14 protein-coding genes are annotated in these 16414 nt (G+C 70.1%); 4 read left to right on the top strand and 10 right to left on the bottom strand.

Annotation, left to right across the window (positions count from 1 at the left end):
- Positions 1–957: 957 nt before the first annotated feature.
- Both AC27IY_RS25375 and AC27IY_RS25370 read right to left on the bottom strand, forming a co-directional pair.
- Complete coding sequence (locus AC27IY_RS25375; protein ID WP_487179369.1) at positions 958–2394, bottom strand: serine/threonine-protein kinase; 1437 nt, start codon at positions 2392–2394, stop codon at positions 958–960.
- The gene (locus AC27IY_RS25370) at positions 2384–3892 is read right to left on the bottom strand and encodes a serine/threonine-protein kinase (RefSeq protein ID WP_423452807.1); all 1509 of its coding nucleotides are present in this window, start codon (positions 3890–3892) and stop codon (positions 2384–2386) included. The genes AC27IY_RS25375 and AC27IY_RS25370 overlap by 11 nt, the downstream gene beginning before the upstream one ends.
- Positions 3893–3967: 75 nt before the next feature.
- On the opposite strand from AC27IY_RS25370, the gene AC27IY_RS25365 reads away from it, so the two are divergent.
- Both AC27IY_RS25365 and AC27IY_RS25360 read left to right on the top strand, forming a co-directional pair.
- Complete coding sequence (locus tag AC27IY_RS25365; protein WP_487179368.1) at positions 3968–5692, top strand: DEDD exonuclease domain-containing protein; 1725 nt, start codon at positions 3968–3970, stop codon at positions 5690–5692.
- A gap of 17 nt (positions 5693–5709) precedes the next feature.
- Positions 5710–5997 (top strand): Lrp/AsnC family transcriptional regulator, encoded by a 288-nt coding sequence (locus AC27IY_RS25360; protein WP_329580808.1) that lies wholly within the window; start codon positions 5710–5712, stop codon positions 5995–5997.
- A 156-nt stretch (positions 5998–6153) separates the two neighbouring features.
- Here the strand turns inward: AC27IY_RS25360 and qcrB are convergent, their stop codons facing one another.
- The 4 genes from qcrB to ctaE are packed head-to-tail and all read right to left on the bottom strand — an operon-like array spanning position 6154 to position 10401.
- On the bottom strand, positions 6154–7815 hold the full coding sequence (gene qcrB, locus AC27IY_RS25355; RefSeq protein ID WP_423452809.1) for a cytochrome bc1 complex cytochrome b subunit: 1662 nt from the start codon (positions 7813–7815) through the stop codon (positions 6154–6156).
- On the bottom strand, positions 7812–8927 hold the full coding sequence (qcrA, locus tag AC27IY_RS25350) for a cytochrome bc1 complex Rieske iron-sulfur subunit (RefSeq protein WP_364445694.1): 1116 nt from the start codon (positions 8925–8927) through the stop codon (positions 7812–7814). The genes qcrB and qcrA overlap by 4 nt, the downstream gene beginning before the upstream one ends.
- Entirely contained in the window at positions 8924–9733 is an 810-nt protein-coding gene (gene qcrC, locus AC27IY_RS25345; protein ID WP_344214623.1) for a cytochrome bc1 complex diheme cytochrome c subunit, read from the bottom strand. The genes qcrA and qcrC overlap by 4 nt, the downstream gene beginning before the upstream one ends.
- A 14-nt stretch (positions 9734–9747) precedes the next feature.
- Positions 9748–10401 carry an aa3-type cytochrome oxidase subunit III gene (ctaE, locus tag AC27IY_RS25340; protein ID WP_329580819.1) on the bottom strand — a complete coding sequence of 218 codons (654 nt, stop codon included), beginning with the start codon at positions 10399–10401 and terminating at the stop codon, positions 9748–9750.
- 208 nt (positions 10402–10609) lie between these two features.
- Here ctaE and AC27IY_RS25335 point away from each other — a divergent pair, with 208 nt between their 5' ends.
- Positions 10610–11008: a hypothetical protein gene (locus tag AC27IY_RS25335; protein ID WP_344215053.1), complete on the top strand. Its 399-nt coding sequence runs from the start codon at positions 10610–10612 to the stop codon at positions 11006–11008.
- A 6-nt stretch (positions 11009–11014) separates the two neighbouring features.
- Positions 11015–12052: an anthranilate phosphoribosyltransferase gene (gene trpD / locus AC27IY_RS25330; protein ID WP_487179367.1), complete on the top strand. Its 1038-nt coding sequence runs from the start codon at positions 11015–11017 to the stop codon at positions 12050–12052.
- Between the two features lie 77 nt (positions 12053–12129).
- On the opposite strand, the gene AC27IY_RS25325 is transcribed toward trpD, so the two are convergent.
- The 4 genes from AC27IY_RS25325 to ctaC all read right to left on the bottom strand — a co-directional run bounded on the left by AC27IY_RS25325 (position 12130) and on the right by ctaC (position 16378).
- Entirely contained in the window at positions 12130–13338 is a 1209-nt protein-coding gene (locus tag AC27IY_RS25325; RefSeq protein ID WP_423452811.1) for a L,D-transpeptidase, read from the bottom strand.
- A gap of 150 nt (positions 13339–13488) precedes the next feature.
- Complete coding sequence (locus AC27IY_RS25320; protein ID WP_329580828.1) at positions 13489–13902, bottom strand: cytochrome c oxidase subunit 4; 414 nt, start codon at positions 13900–13902, stop codon at positions 13489–13491.
- Positions 13902–15599 (bottom strand): aa3-type cytochrome oxidase subunit I, encoded by a 1698-nt coding sequence (gene ctaD, locus AC27IY_RS25315; protein ID WP_487179366.1) that lies wholly within the window; start codon positions 15597–15599, stop codon positions 13902–13904. The genes AC27IY_RS25320 and ctaD overlap by 1 nt, the downstream gene beginning before the upstream one ends.
- Positions 15596–16378, bottom strand: a complete 783-nt coding sequence (gene ctaC / locus AC27IY_RS25310; protein ID WP_449945407.1) for an aa3-type cytochrome oxidase subunit II — start codon at positions 16376–16378, stop codon at positions 15596–15598. Before ctaC ends, ctaD begins: the two co-directional genes overlap by 4 nt.
- Between the last annotated feature and the right edge of the window lie 36 nt (positions 16379–16414).

The following is a 16414-nucleotide window of genomic DNA, read 5'->3' as shown; positions in this document are numbered from 1 at the left end:
CGGCTGGGGGCCCGCCGCCTGCTCACCGGACGAGTACGGTCCAGGCGGCTGGGGCCCCATCGCCTGCTCACCCGACGAGTACGGTCCAGGCGGCTGAGCACCCCACGGCTGCCCGCCCGGCGAGTGCGGGGCCGGCGGCTGAGGGCCGGGCGCCTCCTGGTTCCTCGGTTGCCCGTCCCAGGGCTGCGCATTCGGGGACTGCGGGCCCGGCAACGGAGAGTTCGGCGGCTGCGAGTTCTGCGGGGGCATCCCAGGAGGGGGCGGTCCGTAGGACGGCGGGCCTTGCGGCGGCGGGCCCTGAGGGGAGCCGTAGGACGGACCCTGGGGAGGCGCGCCCTGACCGGGCCCCTGAAACGGGGCCTGCGGAGGCCCGTAAGGCGAGCCCTCAAGAGACGGGTCCGTAGGCGAGGCGTAGGGCGGACCCTGAGGGCCGTAAGACGGGGTCTGCGGAGATGAGTCCTGAGGCGGTGAGGCATAGGACGGCCCCTGGGAAGGGGCGTAAGGGCCTTGAGGTGAGCCGTAAGGGGCTTGCGGTGGCATGGCGGGCGGGGGCGGGCCCGGGTGGGCGCTCCCGCCGGGCGGGGATGGGGGCCCGCCCGGGACGCCGGCCCCTGGGCTCATCGGCTGCCAGCCCTGCGGACCATACGACCCGTCCTGTGAACCGTAGGGTCCACCCTGCTGCACCTGGGGCCCGTTCTGCGAACCATAGGGCCCGCCCTGCGCCCCGTACCCCAGCGGAGGACCGTACCCGTCCCGAGGCCCGACCGGGGTGCTCGGGGAGCCGGGTGGCGGGTTGTCGCCGGGGTCGTCGTCCCGCCCCCCGGACGGGTACGGGGTCGCCGGCGGCTCGTACGCGTTTCCGGGGTTCACTGGGACTCCTGGGGTCGCCCTGACTTGCGGGAGAACATGCTAGTCACACCCCTCGCACGATGCTTGCGACGTTTGTCACGGCGCGGGTCATCTGTCCAGGGCCGCGGCCACCAGTCGCGCCGCGGCGACGGCCGTCTCCTTGTCCGCCGCTCTCGATGCCGGGACGTCGTCACGGTGCCACACCACTTCGCCGAGCAGGTTACTCGTCCGGAAGAGCAGCACGCTGTCGGATCGGCCGCTTTTGTTGGTGTTGATGTAGAACGTGAAGCTGTTCTGGAGGATGGCCGACTCCGCGATCCCCGGCACCTCGGACACCCCGCCGCGCACGTCGCGCCCCTCCTGGCCCTTGCCCGCGGCCCTGGTGGCCTTCTCGCTGGCGAAGCGCCGCTGCGCCACCTGCGGCCCGCCGAGGTCGCCGTCCGGCTTCTCCGCCCAGGCCCGTACGGTGAGCGTGCGCCCAGGCTCCTCGCGCACGATCCACTGGCACTCCCCCGGCCGGGTCGCGTTGCGCACCGGCGTGACCTTCATGAGCTCCGCGGCCTGGGCGTCGGTCAGCAGCGTGCACGGGTCGGGCGCGGCGGCGTACCGGCCGGTGTCGGGCTGCGGGCGCACAACAGAGACGGCGTACCATCCGCCGGCGCCCAGCAGAACGACGGCGGCCGCGAGCGCGGCGGGCAGCAGCCACCGCGGGCGGCCCCGCGGCTCGGCGGCGGCGTCGGCCAGGGCGGTGAGCGCCTGCCTGATCTGCGGCGCGGTGGGCCGGGCGGCGGGATCCTTGGCGAGCATGGCCATCAGCAGGCCGCCGAGCCGCCGCCCCGCCCTGGCCGGGAACGGCGGGTCGTGCAGCAGCACCGCCGCCGCCACCGCGGCGGGCAGGTCGCGCTCGAACGGCGCCCGCCCCTCCACCGCCGTGTAGAGGCTCGCGCCGAGCGACCACAGGTCGGACGCGGGGCCGGAGGGCTGCTCGTTGAGGCGTTCAGGGGCCATGTAGCCGGGCGAGCCCGCGCTGCCCGTCACGTCTCCCGGGCCGCCCATGGGGGCCGCGATGCCGAAGTCGGTGAGCATGGCCGAGCCGTCCGCGTCGAGCAGGATGTTGCCCGGCTTGACGTCCTGGTGCAGCAGGCCGTGGGCGTGCGCGACCTCCAGCGCCGACAGCACCCGCAACCCGATCCTGGCCACGGCCCCGGGCGGCAGCGGGCCCCGCTCCCTGACGAGCTGGTCGAGCGAGCGGCCGGTGACCAGGTCCATGATGATCCACGGCTGGTGGCCCTCCAGCACGACGTCGTGCACGAGCACGATCGCCGGGTCGCGCAGCCGGCCCGCGGAGCGGGCCTCGTGGATGGCCCGGCCGGTGAACTGCGCCCGCGCGTGCGGGGTGAGGCCGTCGGGTACGCGTACCTGCTTGACGGCGACCTGCCGGTCGAGCATCTCGTCGATGGCCCGCCACACGGTGCCCGCGCCGCCCTGGCCGAGCCGCTCGATCAGCCGGTAGCGGCCGGCCAGCAGGTAGAGGTCATGCGGCATGGCGCAACGCCTGCTCGCTCGCCCGCGCGGCCTTCAGCGCCGCCTGCCGGACGTCCTCGTCCGTGGGCCGGTCGGACAGGGTGGAGTACTCGACGCTGACGACGAGGTTGGCCAGCCGGTAGTAGACGTGCGCGGAGTGCACCCGGCCGGTGGGCCCCTTCAGCTCGAAGCCGAACGCCTCCTCGCCGACCCCGCCGATCTGCCGCACCGGCGTCAGCGTGGCCTTCCTGGAGGTCTTGACGCCGATCTCCGGCCAGGTCCAGTCGACGCTGGTGTACTTGCCCCAGTAACGCTTCTGGTTCTGGAACAGCGTGCGGGCCGTGGCCTGGGTCATCGACCACGGGTCGACGGTGTCGGAGTCCTTCTGCACCTGCAGCCCCACGCCCGTGCCGGAGATCGGCCAGCCGCACTTGGGGCCGACCTCGTCGGAGCCGGGCTGCGGCTTGGGCGGGGCGGCGGTGAGCAGCAGCCGGCCCACCTCCTCCGAGGCGAGCAGCGTGCACACGTCCATGGGGGCGGTGAACGCCGCGGGCACGTCGTCGCCGCCGCCCAGGCCGCGTACGGCGAGGAAGCCGCCGCCGGCCAGCACGGCCGCGAGCGCCGTCCCCGCCGCGACCCACACCACGGTACGGCCGCGCCTGGCGACCCGGCCGGGCACGGTGACGTCGGCGGCGGCCGGCAGCTCGGGAAGCGGACGGCCGGCGGCGACCTCGCGCAGCGCGGACACGACCACCCGCGGGTCGGGGCGGGCGGCCGGGTGGTGCGCCATCATGGCGGCGATCAGCGGGCCGAGCGGGCCGGGCGCGACCGGCGGCGGCGACAGCAGCGTGGCCTGCACCCGCTGGGCGGCCGACCCCTCGTAGGCGGGCACGCCGGTGACCGCGACGTAGAGGGTGGCGCCGAGTGACCACAGGTCGCTGGCCGGGCCGCCGGGCAGACCCTCCAGCCGCTCGGGGGCGATGAAGCCGGGCGAGCCGATCATCAGGCCCTGCTCGGTGAGCGTGGCCTGGCCCTCCTGGCGGGCGATGCCGAAGTCGGTGAGCACGACCCGGCCGCTCTCGGTCAGGAACACGTTGCCCGGCTTGACGTCGCGGTGCTGCATGCCCTGGGCGTGCGCGGCCGTCAGCGCCTCCAGCACCTCGGCGCCGACGCGGGCGGCGTGACCGGCGGGCATGGGCCCGAACTGGCGGACGGTGTCGCCGAGGGTGCGGCCCCGCAGCAGCTCCATGACCAGCCACGGCCGGTCGTTCTCGACCACCACGTCGTGCAGGGCGACGATGCCGGGGTGACGCAGCCGCGCGGTGGCCTGCGCCTCGCGCACTGCGCGCTTGACCGAGTCGGCCCGCTCCTTGGGCGCCATGCCCTCGGGCAGCGTGAGCTCCTTGACCGCGACCTCGCGCTCGAGCATCTCGTCCCTGGCCAGCCACACCTTCCCCATGCCGCCCGCGCCCAGCGGACGCAGCAGGGAGTAGCGGCCGGCGAGTCTTCCCGCCGACATAAAGGGAAGGGTAACGAACGACCAAGAGGGATGGTTATTCCATCCTGTCGGTCGCTCTCTCTATGGTCTTGGTTCGTGGAAGTGGTTCAAGGCACCCTCGACGAGCTCGGCACCCCGCTCAGCGACGTCACGTTCGTCGTGTTCGACCTGGAGACGACCGGCGGCTCGCCCGCGGAGGACGCGATCACCGAGATCGGCGCGGTCAAGGTGCGGGCGGGCGAGGTGCTGGGCGAGTTCTCCACGCTGGTCGATCCCGGGGGGCCGATCCCGCCGTTCATCTCGGTGCTGACCGGCATCACCGACGCCATGGTGGTGGCCGCGCCGCGCATCGAGGCGGTGCTGCCGAGTTTCCTGGAGTTCATCCGGGGCTCGGTGCTGGTGGCGCACAACGCGAGCTTCGACACGCGCTTCGTCAAGGCCGCCTGCGCCGCCCACGGCTATCCTCCGCCCGCCAATCCGGTGGTCGACACCGTCGACCTCGCCCGCCGGGTGCTCACCCGCGACGAGACGCCCAACGCCAAGCTGGCGACGCTGGCCCGTTTCTTCCGCAGCCCGGTCGAGCCGTGCCACCGGGCGCTGCAGGACGCGCGGGCCACGGTCGACGTGCTGCACGGGCTCATCGAGCGGGCGGGATCGTTCCAGGTGCACACGCTGGAGGAGCTCAAGTCGTTCGTCCGCGCGCCGACGCCCGAGCAGCAGCGCAAGCGCCACCTGGCCGACTCCGTGCCGCACGCGCCGGGCGTCTACCTGTTCGAGGACGAGCGGGGCGAGGTGCTCTACATCGGCAAGAGCACCAACCTGCGCAACCGCGTGCGCTCCTACTTCACGGCGAGCGAGACCCGGCCGCGCATCCGGGAGATGATCGGGATCGCCGACCGGGTCCGGCACATCGTCTGCGCGACCGCGCTGGAGGCCGAGGTCAGGGAGCTGCGCCTGATCGGCGGCGCCAAGCCGCGCTACAACCGGCGCTCCCGCTTCCCCGAGAAGATGGTGTGGCTCAAGCTCACGGCCGAGCCGTTCCCCCGGCTGTCGATCGTGCGCGAGCTCAAGGACGACGCGGCCACCTACCTCGGGCCGTTCAGCAGCGCGCGGCAGGCCGACGACGCGCGCATCGCGCTGCACGAGGCGGTGCCGCTGCGCCAGTGCACGCAGGCGCTCGGGCCGCGCACCCGCCGCGCGGCCTGCGTGCTGCACGAGATGGGCCGCTGCGGCGCGCCGTGCGAGGGCAGGGAGAGCCCGGAGGACTACGCCGCGCACGCCGAGGCGGCCCGGCGGGCCATGACCCTCGACGCGACGCCGGTCTTCGCCGCCGTCGCGACGCGCATGGAGCGGCTGTCGGTCGAGCAGCGCTACGAGGAGGCGTCGGTCGACCGCGACCGGCTGGCCTCGTTCGTCCGCACGGCGGCCCGCATGCAGCGGCTCAGCGCGCTCACCCGCATCCCGCAGCTCGTGGCCGCGAGCCCGGCCTTCGGCGGCGGCTGGGACGTCCACGTCGTCCGCTACGGGCGGCTGGCCGGGGCGGGGGTGCTGGCCAAGGGCGCGCACCCCACGCCGTTCGTGGCCTCGCTCACGGCCTCGGCGGAATCCGTCCTGCCGGGGCCCGGTCCGGTGCACGCGGCGAGCGCCGAGGAGACCGAGTGCATCCTGCGCTGGCTGGAGTCGCCGGGGGTGCGGCTGGTGGAGGTCGACGGCGAGTGGAGCCTGCCCGCCCAGGGGGCCGCCCGGCACAAGGCCCGCATCGACCTCGCCTACCGGCACCTCGATCAGGGGCGCGGGCGGGAGGGGCGGCCTTTGCGGTGAACCGATAGAGTTGGTGCATGGTCACGGCTATCGTCCACATCAATGCCGAGGTAGACCGGATCACGGAGGTCGCCGAGACGATCGCCGAGATCGACGGGGTCAGCGAGGTCTACTCCATCACCGGCGACTACGACCTGCTCGCCATGGTCCGGGTCCCGGTCTACGAGCAGATCGCCGAGGTCGTCCCCGGGCGCATCAACAAGGTCGAGGGCGTGCTGCACACCGAGACGCACATCGCCTTCCGCGCCTACTCCAAGCACGACCTCGACGCGGCGTTCTCCATCGGCTTCCCCGAGGCCGACTGACCCCTCTCCCCTGACCCGCCGCCCGGACCACCGTCCCCGGGCGGCTTCTCGCATGCCCGCATGCGGCAGCGGCTCACCTCGGGGAAAAACCGGCGGGCCCGGACGACCAGTGGTCGTCCGGGCCCGCGCGGTGTGGCGATGCTGTTCGCGGAGCGGTCAGTGGGTGAGGCTGCGGTCGTCGTCTCCGCCGGAGCCGATGGCGGCGTGCTCGTCGCCGTGACCGTGGCCGTGCCCGTCGTCCAGCGGGATCTTCTCCCCGCCGTACGCGCGGGACATCCGCGCCCGCAGCTTGCCGAGCGGGCCGCGCATGCCCTTCGGCGGGATGCCCGCGCGGTCCTCCTTCACCGGGAGCATCAGCACCGGCTGCTTGCCGCGCATGTGGGCCTCGATGTCGTCCGCCGGCGGCGTGTGGACCTCGATGAACTCACCGTGCGGCAGCCGCTTGATGACACCCGACTCCACGCCGTGCGAGATGATCGCGGCGTCGGAGCGCTGCAGGCCGAGGCACATGCGGTAGGTGATCAGGTAGGCGAGCGCCGGACCGACGAAGACCAGCGCCCTGCCGATGTAGGTCGTCCAGTTGAGGCTGATGTGGAAGTTCGCCGCGATCTCGTCGTTCGCGCCGAGCAGCCACAGCACGCCGTAGAACGTCATCGCCGCAATGCCGATCGCGGTGCGGTGCGGGTTGTTGCGCGGGCGGTCGGCGACGTGGTGCTCACGCCGGTCGCCGGTCACCCACTGTTCGAGGAACGGGTAGAGCGCCAGGCCCGTCATGACGAGGCCGAGCGGCACCAGCGCCGGGATGATGACGCTCAGCGGCAGCGTGCCCGCGTGGGCCGTCCCGAAGAGGTTCCACTCCCACGGCGGCATGAGCCGCAGGGAGCCCTCCAGGAAGCCCATGTACCAGTCGGGCTGCGATCCCGCCGAGATGTCGGCCGGGGTGTAGGGCCCGAACAGCCAGATCGGGTTGATCTGGACGAACGTCGCCAGACCCGCGATCACCCCGAACGTGAACAGGAAGTACGCGCCCGCCTTGGCCATGAAGGCCGGGTAGAACGGCGCGCCGACCACGTTGGTGTTGGTGCGGCTCTTGCCCGGCATCTGCGTGTGCTTCTGCACCCACATGAGCACCATGTGGGCCGAGATCAGCGCCAGCAGGATGCCCGGGATGAGCAGGATGTGCAGCGAGTAGAAGCGCGGAATGATGTCCTCGCCCGGATATTCGCCGCCGAACAGGAAGAACGTGATGTACGTGCCGACCAGCGGCAGCGAGATCGCCACGCCCTCCGTGATGCGCAGACCGGCGCCGGACAGCAGGTCGTCGGGCAGCGAGTAGCCGGTCAGACCCTCGACCAGTGCCAGGCTCAGCAGCAGCACGCCGATCAGCCAGTTGATCTCGCGCGGCTTGCGGTAGGCGCCCGTGAAGAACACCCGCAGCATGTGGACCGTCATGCCGGCCACGAAGAGCAGGGCCGCCCAGTGGTGCATCTGCCGCATGAGCAGTCCACCACGGACCTCGAAGCTGATCTCCAGCGCCGAGGCGTAGGCCTCCGACATCATGACGCCCTTGAGCGGCGCGTAGGGGCCGTCGTAGGCGACCTCCGTCATGCTGGGGTTGAACCACAGCGTCAGGAACGTGCCGGTCAGCAGCAGGATGATGAAGGAGTAGAGCGCGATCTCGCCCAGCAGGAACGACCAGTGGTCGGGGAAGATCTTGCGCAGGTTGCGCTTGAGCGCGTTGGCGCCGCCCAACCGGTCGTCCAGCCAGGTCGACGGGCCCGCGATGCCCTTGGGCACCTTGTTCAGTTCGCCGCTCACGCCTGGCCTCCCTTCATTCTGGCCTCGGCCTCGGCGTCGCCGCGTTCCCAGTAGCTCGGGCCGACCGGCACGTTGAAGTCGCCCTTGGCGATCAGGTAGCCCTGGTCGTCAACGGTGATCGGCAGCTGCGGCAGCGGCCGCGCGGCCGGGCCGAAGATGACCTTGGCGCCGTCGGCGGCGTCGAACGTCGACTGGTGGCACGGGCAGAGGATGTGGTGGGTGTTCTGCTCGTAGAGCGCGGCCGGGCAGCCCACGTGCGTGCAGATCTTGGAGTAGGCGACGATGCCGTCGTGGATCCAGTTCTTGTTGACCCCGTCCTTGATCTCCTCGGGACGGAACTTGATCAGGATCAGCGTGGCCTTGGCCAGGGCGTTGAGGTCGTGCTCGTAGCCCTCGGGGACGACCGACAGGATGCCGCCGGGCGAGTTGAAGTCGGCGGCCCTGATGGGCTGGCCGGTGCCCTCGACGACGAGCCTGAGCGGCTTGCCCTCCTTGGTCTTCTCGCCCCAGACCGTGTGACGCAGCAGCTTGTTGAACTTCGCGCCCGGCATGTTGCTGTTGTCCAGGTCGCGCAGCAGCACCAGCGGCACCAGGCCCAGCGGGGCCGCGGCCAGCAGCAGGGTGCGGCGCAGCAGCTTGCGCTTGACGAAGCCGCTCTCGTTGGCGCCCTGCACGAAGGTGTCGGCGACGACCTCGCGGTCGGCCTCGTCGGAGGCCATCTCGTGGCGCTCCTGGATGAGCGCGTACTTCGGCATGATCATCCGGACCCAGACGACGATGCCGACGGCCAGGCCCATGATGGCGACGGTGAGCGAGGCGCCCAGCGCGAGGTTGGAGACCCCCGTCGACTCGGGCGTGCCCACCTGGAACACCACGTAGGAGATGATGAACGCGATCGCCGCGAGGAAGGTGATCGTGAAGCAGAGCGCCACGATCTTCTCGGCCTTGCGGGCCTTCGCCTCGTCCTGCAGCGTCACGCCGGGGACGTCCTTGCCGGCAGCCTCGGCCGCCGCCGCGTCGCCGAGCATCGAGGTGCCCGGTGCGGGAGTGCCGATGACGCGCTTGGGGACGCGCTCGTCCGGCTGCTCGATCTCGTGCTCGTTGTCAGTCATGACTTCTGTCGCTTCTTCGCGGTGATCCAGATGGCGGCGAGTACGAGGGCGACGATGCCCACCACCCACGCGGCGATGCCTTCCGTCACGGGGCCGATGCGCCCGAGGCCGAAGCCTCCCGGGTCCTTCTGCTCACGGACCTGGACGATGTAGGCGATCATGTCACGCTTCTCTTCCGGCGTGATCGTCGTGTCGTTGAAGACCGGCATCGCCTGGGGGCCAGTGATCATCGCCTCGTAGATCTGCGTCGGGGACGCCGAGTTGAGGTTGGGGGCGTACTTGCCCTGCGTCAGAGCGCCGCCCGCGCCCGCCCAGTTGTGGCACTGGATGCAGTTGGCGCGGAACAGCTCGCCACCGCGGCCGGCGTCGCCGAGCTTGGCGTCGACCTGCTCGGCGCCGGGCACCTGGGGGCCACCGCCGAGCGACTGCACGTACGCCGAGATCTGCCGGATGGCGTTCTCGTCCACCCAGCGGGCCAGCGGCTTGCGCGGGGCCTGGGGGCCGGGGTTGGCCGCGGGCATGCGGCCGGTGCTCATCTGGAAGTCGACCGCCGCGGCGCCGACACCGACGAGCGTGGGGGCGGTGTTGGTGCCCTCCGCGTTGAGTCCGTGGCAAGACGCGCAGTGCGCGACGAACAGGCTCTTGCCCTCGGCCACGTCATCGACCTTGCCTGCCGCCATCGCCGCGTCGGCAGGCTTACCCGCCTGGACAAAGGCGGCGTATACCATCCCGACCAGCGACAACGCCAAAATCAGGACGGCGTATCTCGCGAGGGGATGCCGCCGCCAAGCGGTGATCCTAGTCACAGAGATCCCGTTCCTTACCGAATGATGTAGATGGTCGCGAAAAGACCGATCCAGACGACGTCGACGAAGTGCCAGTAGTAGGACACGACGATCGCGCTGGTGGCCTGCTCATGCGTGAAGCGCTTCGCGGCGTACGTGCGTCCCAGCATGAACAGGAACGCGATCAGGCCACCGGTCACGTGCAGGCCGTGGAAGCCCGTCGTCAGGTAGAACACCGAGGTGTAGGCGTTAGCGGACAGGGTCGCGCCCTCTGACGCCAGCTCCATGTACTCGTACAGCTGCCCGGCCACGAAGACCGCGCCCATGATGAAGCTGACGATGTACCAGAAGCGGAGCTTGCCGACCTGCCCCTTCTCCGCGGCCCACACGCCGAGCTGGCACGTCACACTCGACAGCACCAGGATGATCGTGTTGACCGTCGCGAACGGGATGTTCAGGTGAGCGGCTTCGGCGGCGTGCGCGCCTGCAGGCAGGAGCGCGGGACCCCAGTCGAGGCCCTTGCCGATGCTCACCGACCGGATGGTGAAGTACATCGCGAACAGCGCCGCGAAGAACATGAGCTCAGAGGACAGCCAGACGATCGTCCCGACGCTGACCAGGTTGGGTCTGCGGAACGGCTGTGCTGTCGTCGTCGAAGTTATTGCGGATGCTGTCGCCACGGGCAGCATTATTGCGGCTCTGTGAGTCGGTCCGGCGCACGACCCCCCGTTAGGAGGTACAAACCGGCCACCAACCTGGGATAATTGCCGCAAAACGCCCCTCCGGGGCGGCGGCCTGGGTCTGCACGCCGGAGCACCGGTACGATCCAGGGTGACCATACCGCTACGACCGATAGTGAGCGCGACAGTGACGTCATCAGGCAGCACCGACGACACGATGAAGGTCCTCGTCTACAGCGACGACGCCGCCACGAGGGCTGAGGTGATCCAGGCCATCGGCAGGCGGCCCGCGGCGGACGTGCCCCTGGTCGAGATCGTGGAGTGCGCCACCGAGCCGAAGGTCCACCAGTGGCTGGGGTCCGGGGAGATCGACGTGGCCGTCCTCGACGGCGAGACCCAGCCCGCCGGCGGCATGGGCGTCTCCCGCCAGGCGAAGGACGAGGTCTACGACTGCCCGCCCATCTGCCTGCTCATCGCCCGCCGCGACGACCGCTGGCTGGCCGAGTGGTCCAAGGCCGACGCCGTCGTCCCCCAGCCCCTGGAGCCCATGGTGCTGGCCGACGCGGTGGCCGACCTCATGCGCCGTCGCAATTCCACCCGACTCAACGCTAAGTAGGTGCCCATGGACTCCCGGACGACCTGGCCCGCCCTGCTGTCGGCTCTCCTCGCGGGAGAGCACCTCACCTCGGACGAGACGGCCTGGGCGATGCGGGAGATCATGTCCGGCACCGCGACGCCCTCCCAGATCGCGGGGTTCGTGACCGCGCTGCGCGCCAAGGGCGAGTCGGTGTCGGAGGTCGTGGGCCTGGCCCGCACCATGCTGGAGTTCGCCACGCCGCTGCGGGTCGAGGGTCCCGTGGTCGACATCGTCGGCACCGGCGGCGACCGCGCCCACACCGTCAACGTCTCGACGATGGCCGCCATCGTGACCGCGGCGGCCGGCGCCCGCGTGGTCAAGCACGGCAACCGGGCCGCCTCCTCCTCGTGCGGGGCCGCCGACGTCCTGGAGCACCTGGGCATCCGCCTGGACCTCACGCCCGAGCAGACCGCACGCGTGGCCGGCGAGGCGGGCATCGCGTTCTGCTTCGCGCCGGTCTACCACCCCGCGCTGCGCTTCGCCGGTCCCACCCGCAGGGAGATCGGCATCCCGACGATCTTCAACTTCCTCGGCCCGCTCACCAACCCGGCCCGGCCCACCGCCCAGGCCATCGGCGTCTACGACCCCCGCATGGTGCCCGTGATGGCCGGCGTCTTCGCCGAGCGCGGCGTCAGCGCCCTGGTCTTCCGCGGCGACGACGGCCTCGACGAGCTGACCATCGCCGGCACCTCCACCGTCTGGGTGGTCAGGGACGGCGCGGCCACGCAGACCACGTTCGACCCGCGGGTCCTCGGCATCCCCCGCGCCGACGTGGGCGCGCTGCGCGGCGGCGACGTGGCCTTCAACGCCAAGGCCGTGCACGACGTGCTGAGCGGCGAGAGCGGCCCGGTGCGCGACGCGGTGCTGCTCAACGCCGCCGCGGCCCTGGTGGCCCACGAGGGGCCCGGGGACGACCTGGACGCGTCCATGAGGGCCGGTTACGATCGCGCGGCCCAGGCGGTCGACTCAGGGGCCGCCAAGGCCGTCCTGGAGCGCTGGGTGGAGGTCAGCGGCTCCTGCTGAGCCCTTCCACGGCGAAGGCGCGCTCCCGGAAGGGAAGCGCGCCTTTTTCGTGCAGCGTTTCGTGCGGTTTTTCGTGCTCAGAACGTTATGGTGGGGCCGGCCTTGAGCGTGCTCCACTTCAGCCACTCGTGCCACTTCTCCTGCCAGTGGCCCCAGCCGTTCGTCGGCTCCAGCTTGCGCGGGCTGCCGGTGATGATGATGGGATCGCCGATCAGGGTGTTCTTGATGAACCAGGCGGCGTTCTCCGGGCTGACGTTCACGCAGCCGTGGCTGACGTTGGAGTTGCCCTGGGAGCCGACCGACCACGGGGCGCTGTGGACGTACTCGCCGCTGTTGGAGATGCGCACGGTGTTGTAGACGGTGAGCTGGTAGTAGCCGGACTGGCCGGGGCCGATGCCCGGCGAGGTCATGACGGTGACCGGCTCGCGGGACATCGCGAGGTGGATGCCCGAGGTGGTGTAGTACTTCCACTGGCCGCCCTGGCCGGCGCTCATCGGCATGGTGCGGATGCGCTTGCCGTCGCGGCGCACGTACAGCACGTGCTCGTCGGTGCTGCCCTTGGTGATCTGCGAACGGCCGATCTTGAAGTCGAGCTTCACGTCGCGCTTGCCGTACAGGCCGGGGGCGCCCTGGACGCCGGCCAGCTTGGCCTCAAGCCGCACCTTCGTGTGGGCCGGCCAGTACTCCTGGGGACGGAAGTCCACGTGCGAGGAGTCGAACCAGTGCCAGGCGCCCTCGACCGGCTTGCTGCTGCGTACGACGAGGTTGCGCTCGATCGCGACGCGGTCGGTGACCGGCTTGTCGAAGGTGATCATGATGGGCATGCCGACGCCGACCGTCAGGCCCGTGTCGTCCTTGTTCGGGGTGATGTTCGCGATGTCGAACGTGCCCTTGCCCTTCACGGTCGTGAACGTGCTGGTGGTCTCGCTCCGCTTGCCCGACGCGTCCACCGAGACCGCGGTGACCGTGTAGGAGGCGCCGGGGCGGGCGGTGGCGGTGCTGCGCCAGCGGGTGCCGTCGGAACTGAGGACGCCCGGCAGCTTGCCCGCCTTGCCGCCGTCCACGCGGACGCCGGTCAGCTTCCCGCCGGAGGCCGCGACGACCACGGTCTGGTCGGTGGGCACGTTCGCGCTCTTGTCGCGGGGCGAGAACGTCACCGACGCCGGACGAACCCCGCCGGCCATGGCGGTCGTGTCCTTCCCGCCGTCGCCCGCCGAACACGCCGAGCAGGCCGCCAGCAGGGCAACGGCCAGCAGGCCGGCCTTTCCATAAGGTCCGCGCTCCAAGAGTCACTCCCTCGCCGAAGATCGGTCCGCTTCTACCTCCTTTATTACCCTGAGTGACCGAATAGGCGCATCCGGACACTGGTAAAGAACGCCAAAAAGCGGACGCCATCCCCCAAGTGGGAAGACGCCCGCTCCGTGGCCGGGCACCGCTCAGTGCGAGAAGTTGCCCCGGTAGTACTGGAAGACGAACCCGATCATGGCCATGATGACCAGGAAGAGCCCGATCAGGAACATCCAGAAGCCGATCACGAACCCGGCGAAGGCGAAGGCCGCCGCCAGGCACAGGAACAGCGGCCACCAGCTGCTCGGGCTGAAGAAGCCGATCTCGCCCGCGCCGTCGCTGATGTCGGCCTGCTTGTTGTCCTCCGGCTGCGGGCCGATGCGCCGCGCGGTGAACATCAGGTAGTAGCCGACCATGAACGCGAAGCCGACCGAGATGGCCATCGCGGTGGTGCCGACCGGCTCACCCACGCCCGTCGACGCCTTGGTCCAGAACCAGTAGGCGACGTCGACGCCGGCGAAGAACAGCCCGCACAGCAGGAACAGCCAACCCTGGACCTTCATCAGGCCTCGACCTCCCCGGCCGGCTTGTCAGCCGTGGCGCTCTTGTGCGACGAGTGTGCGGACGTGTGCGGGAAACGCAGGTCGAACGCGGGACGCTCGGACCGGATGGGCGGCAGCGAGGTGAAGTTGTGCCGCGGCGGCGGGCAGGACGTGGCCCACTCCAGCGAGCCGCCGTAGCCCCACGGGTCGTCCACGGTGACCTTGGGCGCGCTGCGCCAGGTCTTCCAGACGTTGTAGAAGAACGGCAGCGTGGACAGGCCGAGGACGAACGCGCCCACCGACGAGATCATGTTGAGGTCGGTGAACTTGTCGGCCGCGCTGTAGTCGGCGTAACGGCGGGGGAAGCCCGCCACGCCGAGCCAGTGCTGCACCAGGAACGTGGCGTGGAAGCCGATGAACAGCAGCCAGAAGTGCAGCTTGCCCAGCTTGTCGTTGAGCATCTTGCCGGTGAACTTGGGCCACCAGAAGTAGAAGCCCGCGAACATGGCGAACACGACGGTGCCGAAGACCACGTAGTGGAAGTGGGCGACGACGAAGTAGGTGTCGCTGATGTGGAAGTCGAGCGGCGGCGAGGCCAGGATGACGCCCGTCAGGCCGCCCAGGAGGAACGTGATGAGGAAGCCGACCGAGAACAGCATCGGCGACTCGAAGCTCAGGTGCCCCCGCCACATCGTGCCGATCCAGTTGAAGAACTTCACGCCCGTCGGCACCGCGATGAGGAACGTCATGAACGAGAAGAACGGCAACAGGACCTGACCGGTCGGGAACATGTGGTGCGCCCAGACCGTGATGGACAGACCCGCGATCGCGATGGTCGCGCCCACGAGGCTGATGTAACCGAAGATCGGCTTACGGCTGAAGACCGGCAGGATCTCGGTGACGATGCCGAAGAACGGCAGCGCGATGATGTAGACCTCGGGATGCCCGAAGAACCAGAACAGGTGCTGCCACAGCAGCGCCCCGCCGTTCTCCGAGGTGAAGATGTGCGTGCCGAGCTTGCGGTCGGACTCCAGCGCGAGCAGCGCGGCGGCCAGCACCGGGAAGGCCATCAGCACGAGCATGCTGGTCAGCAGGATGTTCCAGGTGAAGATCGGCATCCGGAACATCGTCATGCCGGGGGCGCGCATGCAGATGATCGTGGTGATGAAGTTGACCGCGCCGAGGATCGTGCCGAGGCCGGACAGCGCGAGGCCCATGATCCACAGGTCGCCGCCGATGCCGGGCGAGTTGATCGCGTTGGACAGCGGCGTGTAGGCGAACCAGCCGAAGGAGGCCGCGCCGCCCGGGGTGAAGAAGCCGGAGACCGCGATGAGGCTGCCGAACAGGTAGAGCCAGTAGCTCACCATGTTGAGCCGCGGGAAGGCCACGTCGGGGGCGCCGATCTGCAGCGGCATGAGCTCGTTGGCGAAGCCGGCGAACAGCGGCGTCGCGAACATGAGCAGCATGATCGTGCCGTGCATGGTGAACAGCTGGTTGAACTGCTCGTTGCTGGTGAACTGCAGCCCCGGCTGCGCCAGCTCCGCCCGCATGATCAGCGCCATCACGCCGCCGATCAGGAAGAACGCGAACGACGTGATGAGGTACATGTGCCCAATGATCTTGTGATCAGTGGACGACATCCACTTCGCAATGATCTGGCCCTTGGTCACGGGCCGGATCACCGCGGTGCGGACGGGTGGTTCTTGGATGGCGGTCACTGGGCGCTCCCAGCCTGGTTTGTCGCGATGTACTGGTCGAACTCTCGCTGCGAGACGAGCTTGACGGAGAACAGCATGCGGCTGTGGTCGACACCGCACAGCTCGGCGCAGCGCCCGGCGTAGACGCCCGGCTTGTCCAGGGTCTTGATCTGGAACTTCCGGCCCGGGTTGCCCTCGGGGATGCCGGGGATGATGTCACGCTTGAACAGGAACTCCGGCACCCAGAAGGAGTGGATGACGTCGTCCGTCTGCAGGTCGAACTCGATCTCCTGGTTGACCGGGAGGACGAGCTGCGGGCCCTGGTGGTAGTCGTGCACCGGCGTGCCGGCGACCGGCTTCGAGGTCTTGCCGTTGTACGTCGTCGTGAAGCGCCAGCTCCACTGGAACGCCTCCACCTTGACCTTGACGGGCGCGTTGCCGCTCACCTTCGCCAGGGCCTCGCTGTCGCGGGCGGTGAAGAAGAAGAACACCGACACCATGACCAGCGGGATCAAGGTGTAAAGCATCTCGATCGGCAGGTTGTAGCGCACCTGCGGCGGCAGGTCGGCCTTGGCCCGGCGCTTCCGGTGGAAGAAGGAAGCCCACAGAATCAGGACGATGACGACGGCGCCCGTGGCGAGCGCGGCGATCCAGGCCCCGTTCCACAGGGACTGGACTATGCCGCCCTGCTCGGTGACGTGGTCGGGAAGCAAGCCACGAGACCAGTTGGCCTCGGGCACGTCATTAGCACACGCCGTAGCAGTGGCCAGCAGCAACGCCAGAGCGGCGGCGCGTGGCACCCTGCGCCGGGCCAACGAACGCCGCGTACGGCGAGT

The sequence above is a fragment of the Nonomuraea sp. B208 genome (genome assembly GCF_057536035.1).
Note: the sequence above shows the minus strand (reverse complement) of the source record. Positions and strands in the feature narration are given on the sequence as shown.

Coding starts and splice junctions, on each gene's coding strand:
- trpD (WP_487179367.1), top strand. CDS start 11,015: ATGGACTCCCGGACGACCTGGCCCGCCCTGCTGTCGGCTCTCCTCGCG.
- AC27IY_RS25360 (WP_329580808.1), top strand. CDS start 5,710: ATGGTCACGGCTATCGTCCACATCAATGCCGAGGTAGACCGGATCACG.
- AC27IY_RS25370 (WP_423452807.1), bottom strand. CDS start 3,892: ATGTCGGCGGGAAGACTCGCCGGCCGCTACTCCCTGCTGCGTCCGCTG.
- AC27IY_RS25375 (WP_487179369.1), bottom strand. CDS start 2,394: ATGCCGCATGACCTCTACCTGCTGGCCGGCCGCTACCGGCTGATCGAG.
- AC27IY_RS25320 (WP_329580828.1), bottom strand. CDS start 13,902: ATGAAGGTCCAGGGTTGGCTGTTCCTGCTGTGCGGGCTGTTCTTCGCC.
- ctaE (WP_329580819.1), bottom strand. CDS start 10,401: ATGCTGCCCGTGGCGACAGCATCCGCAATAACTTCGACGACGACAGCA.
- qcrA (WP_364445694.1), bottom strand. CDS start 8,927: ATGACTGACAACGAGCACGAGATCGAGCAGCCGGACGAGCGCGTCCCC.
- AC27IY_RS25335 (WP_344215053.1), top strand. CDS start 10,610: ATGAAGGTCCTCGTCTACAGCGACGACGCCGCCACGAGGGCTGAGGTG.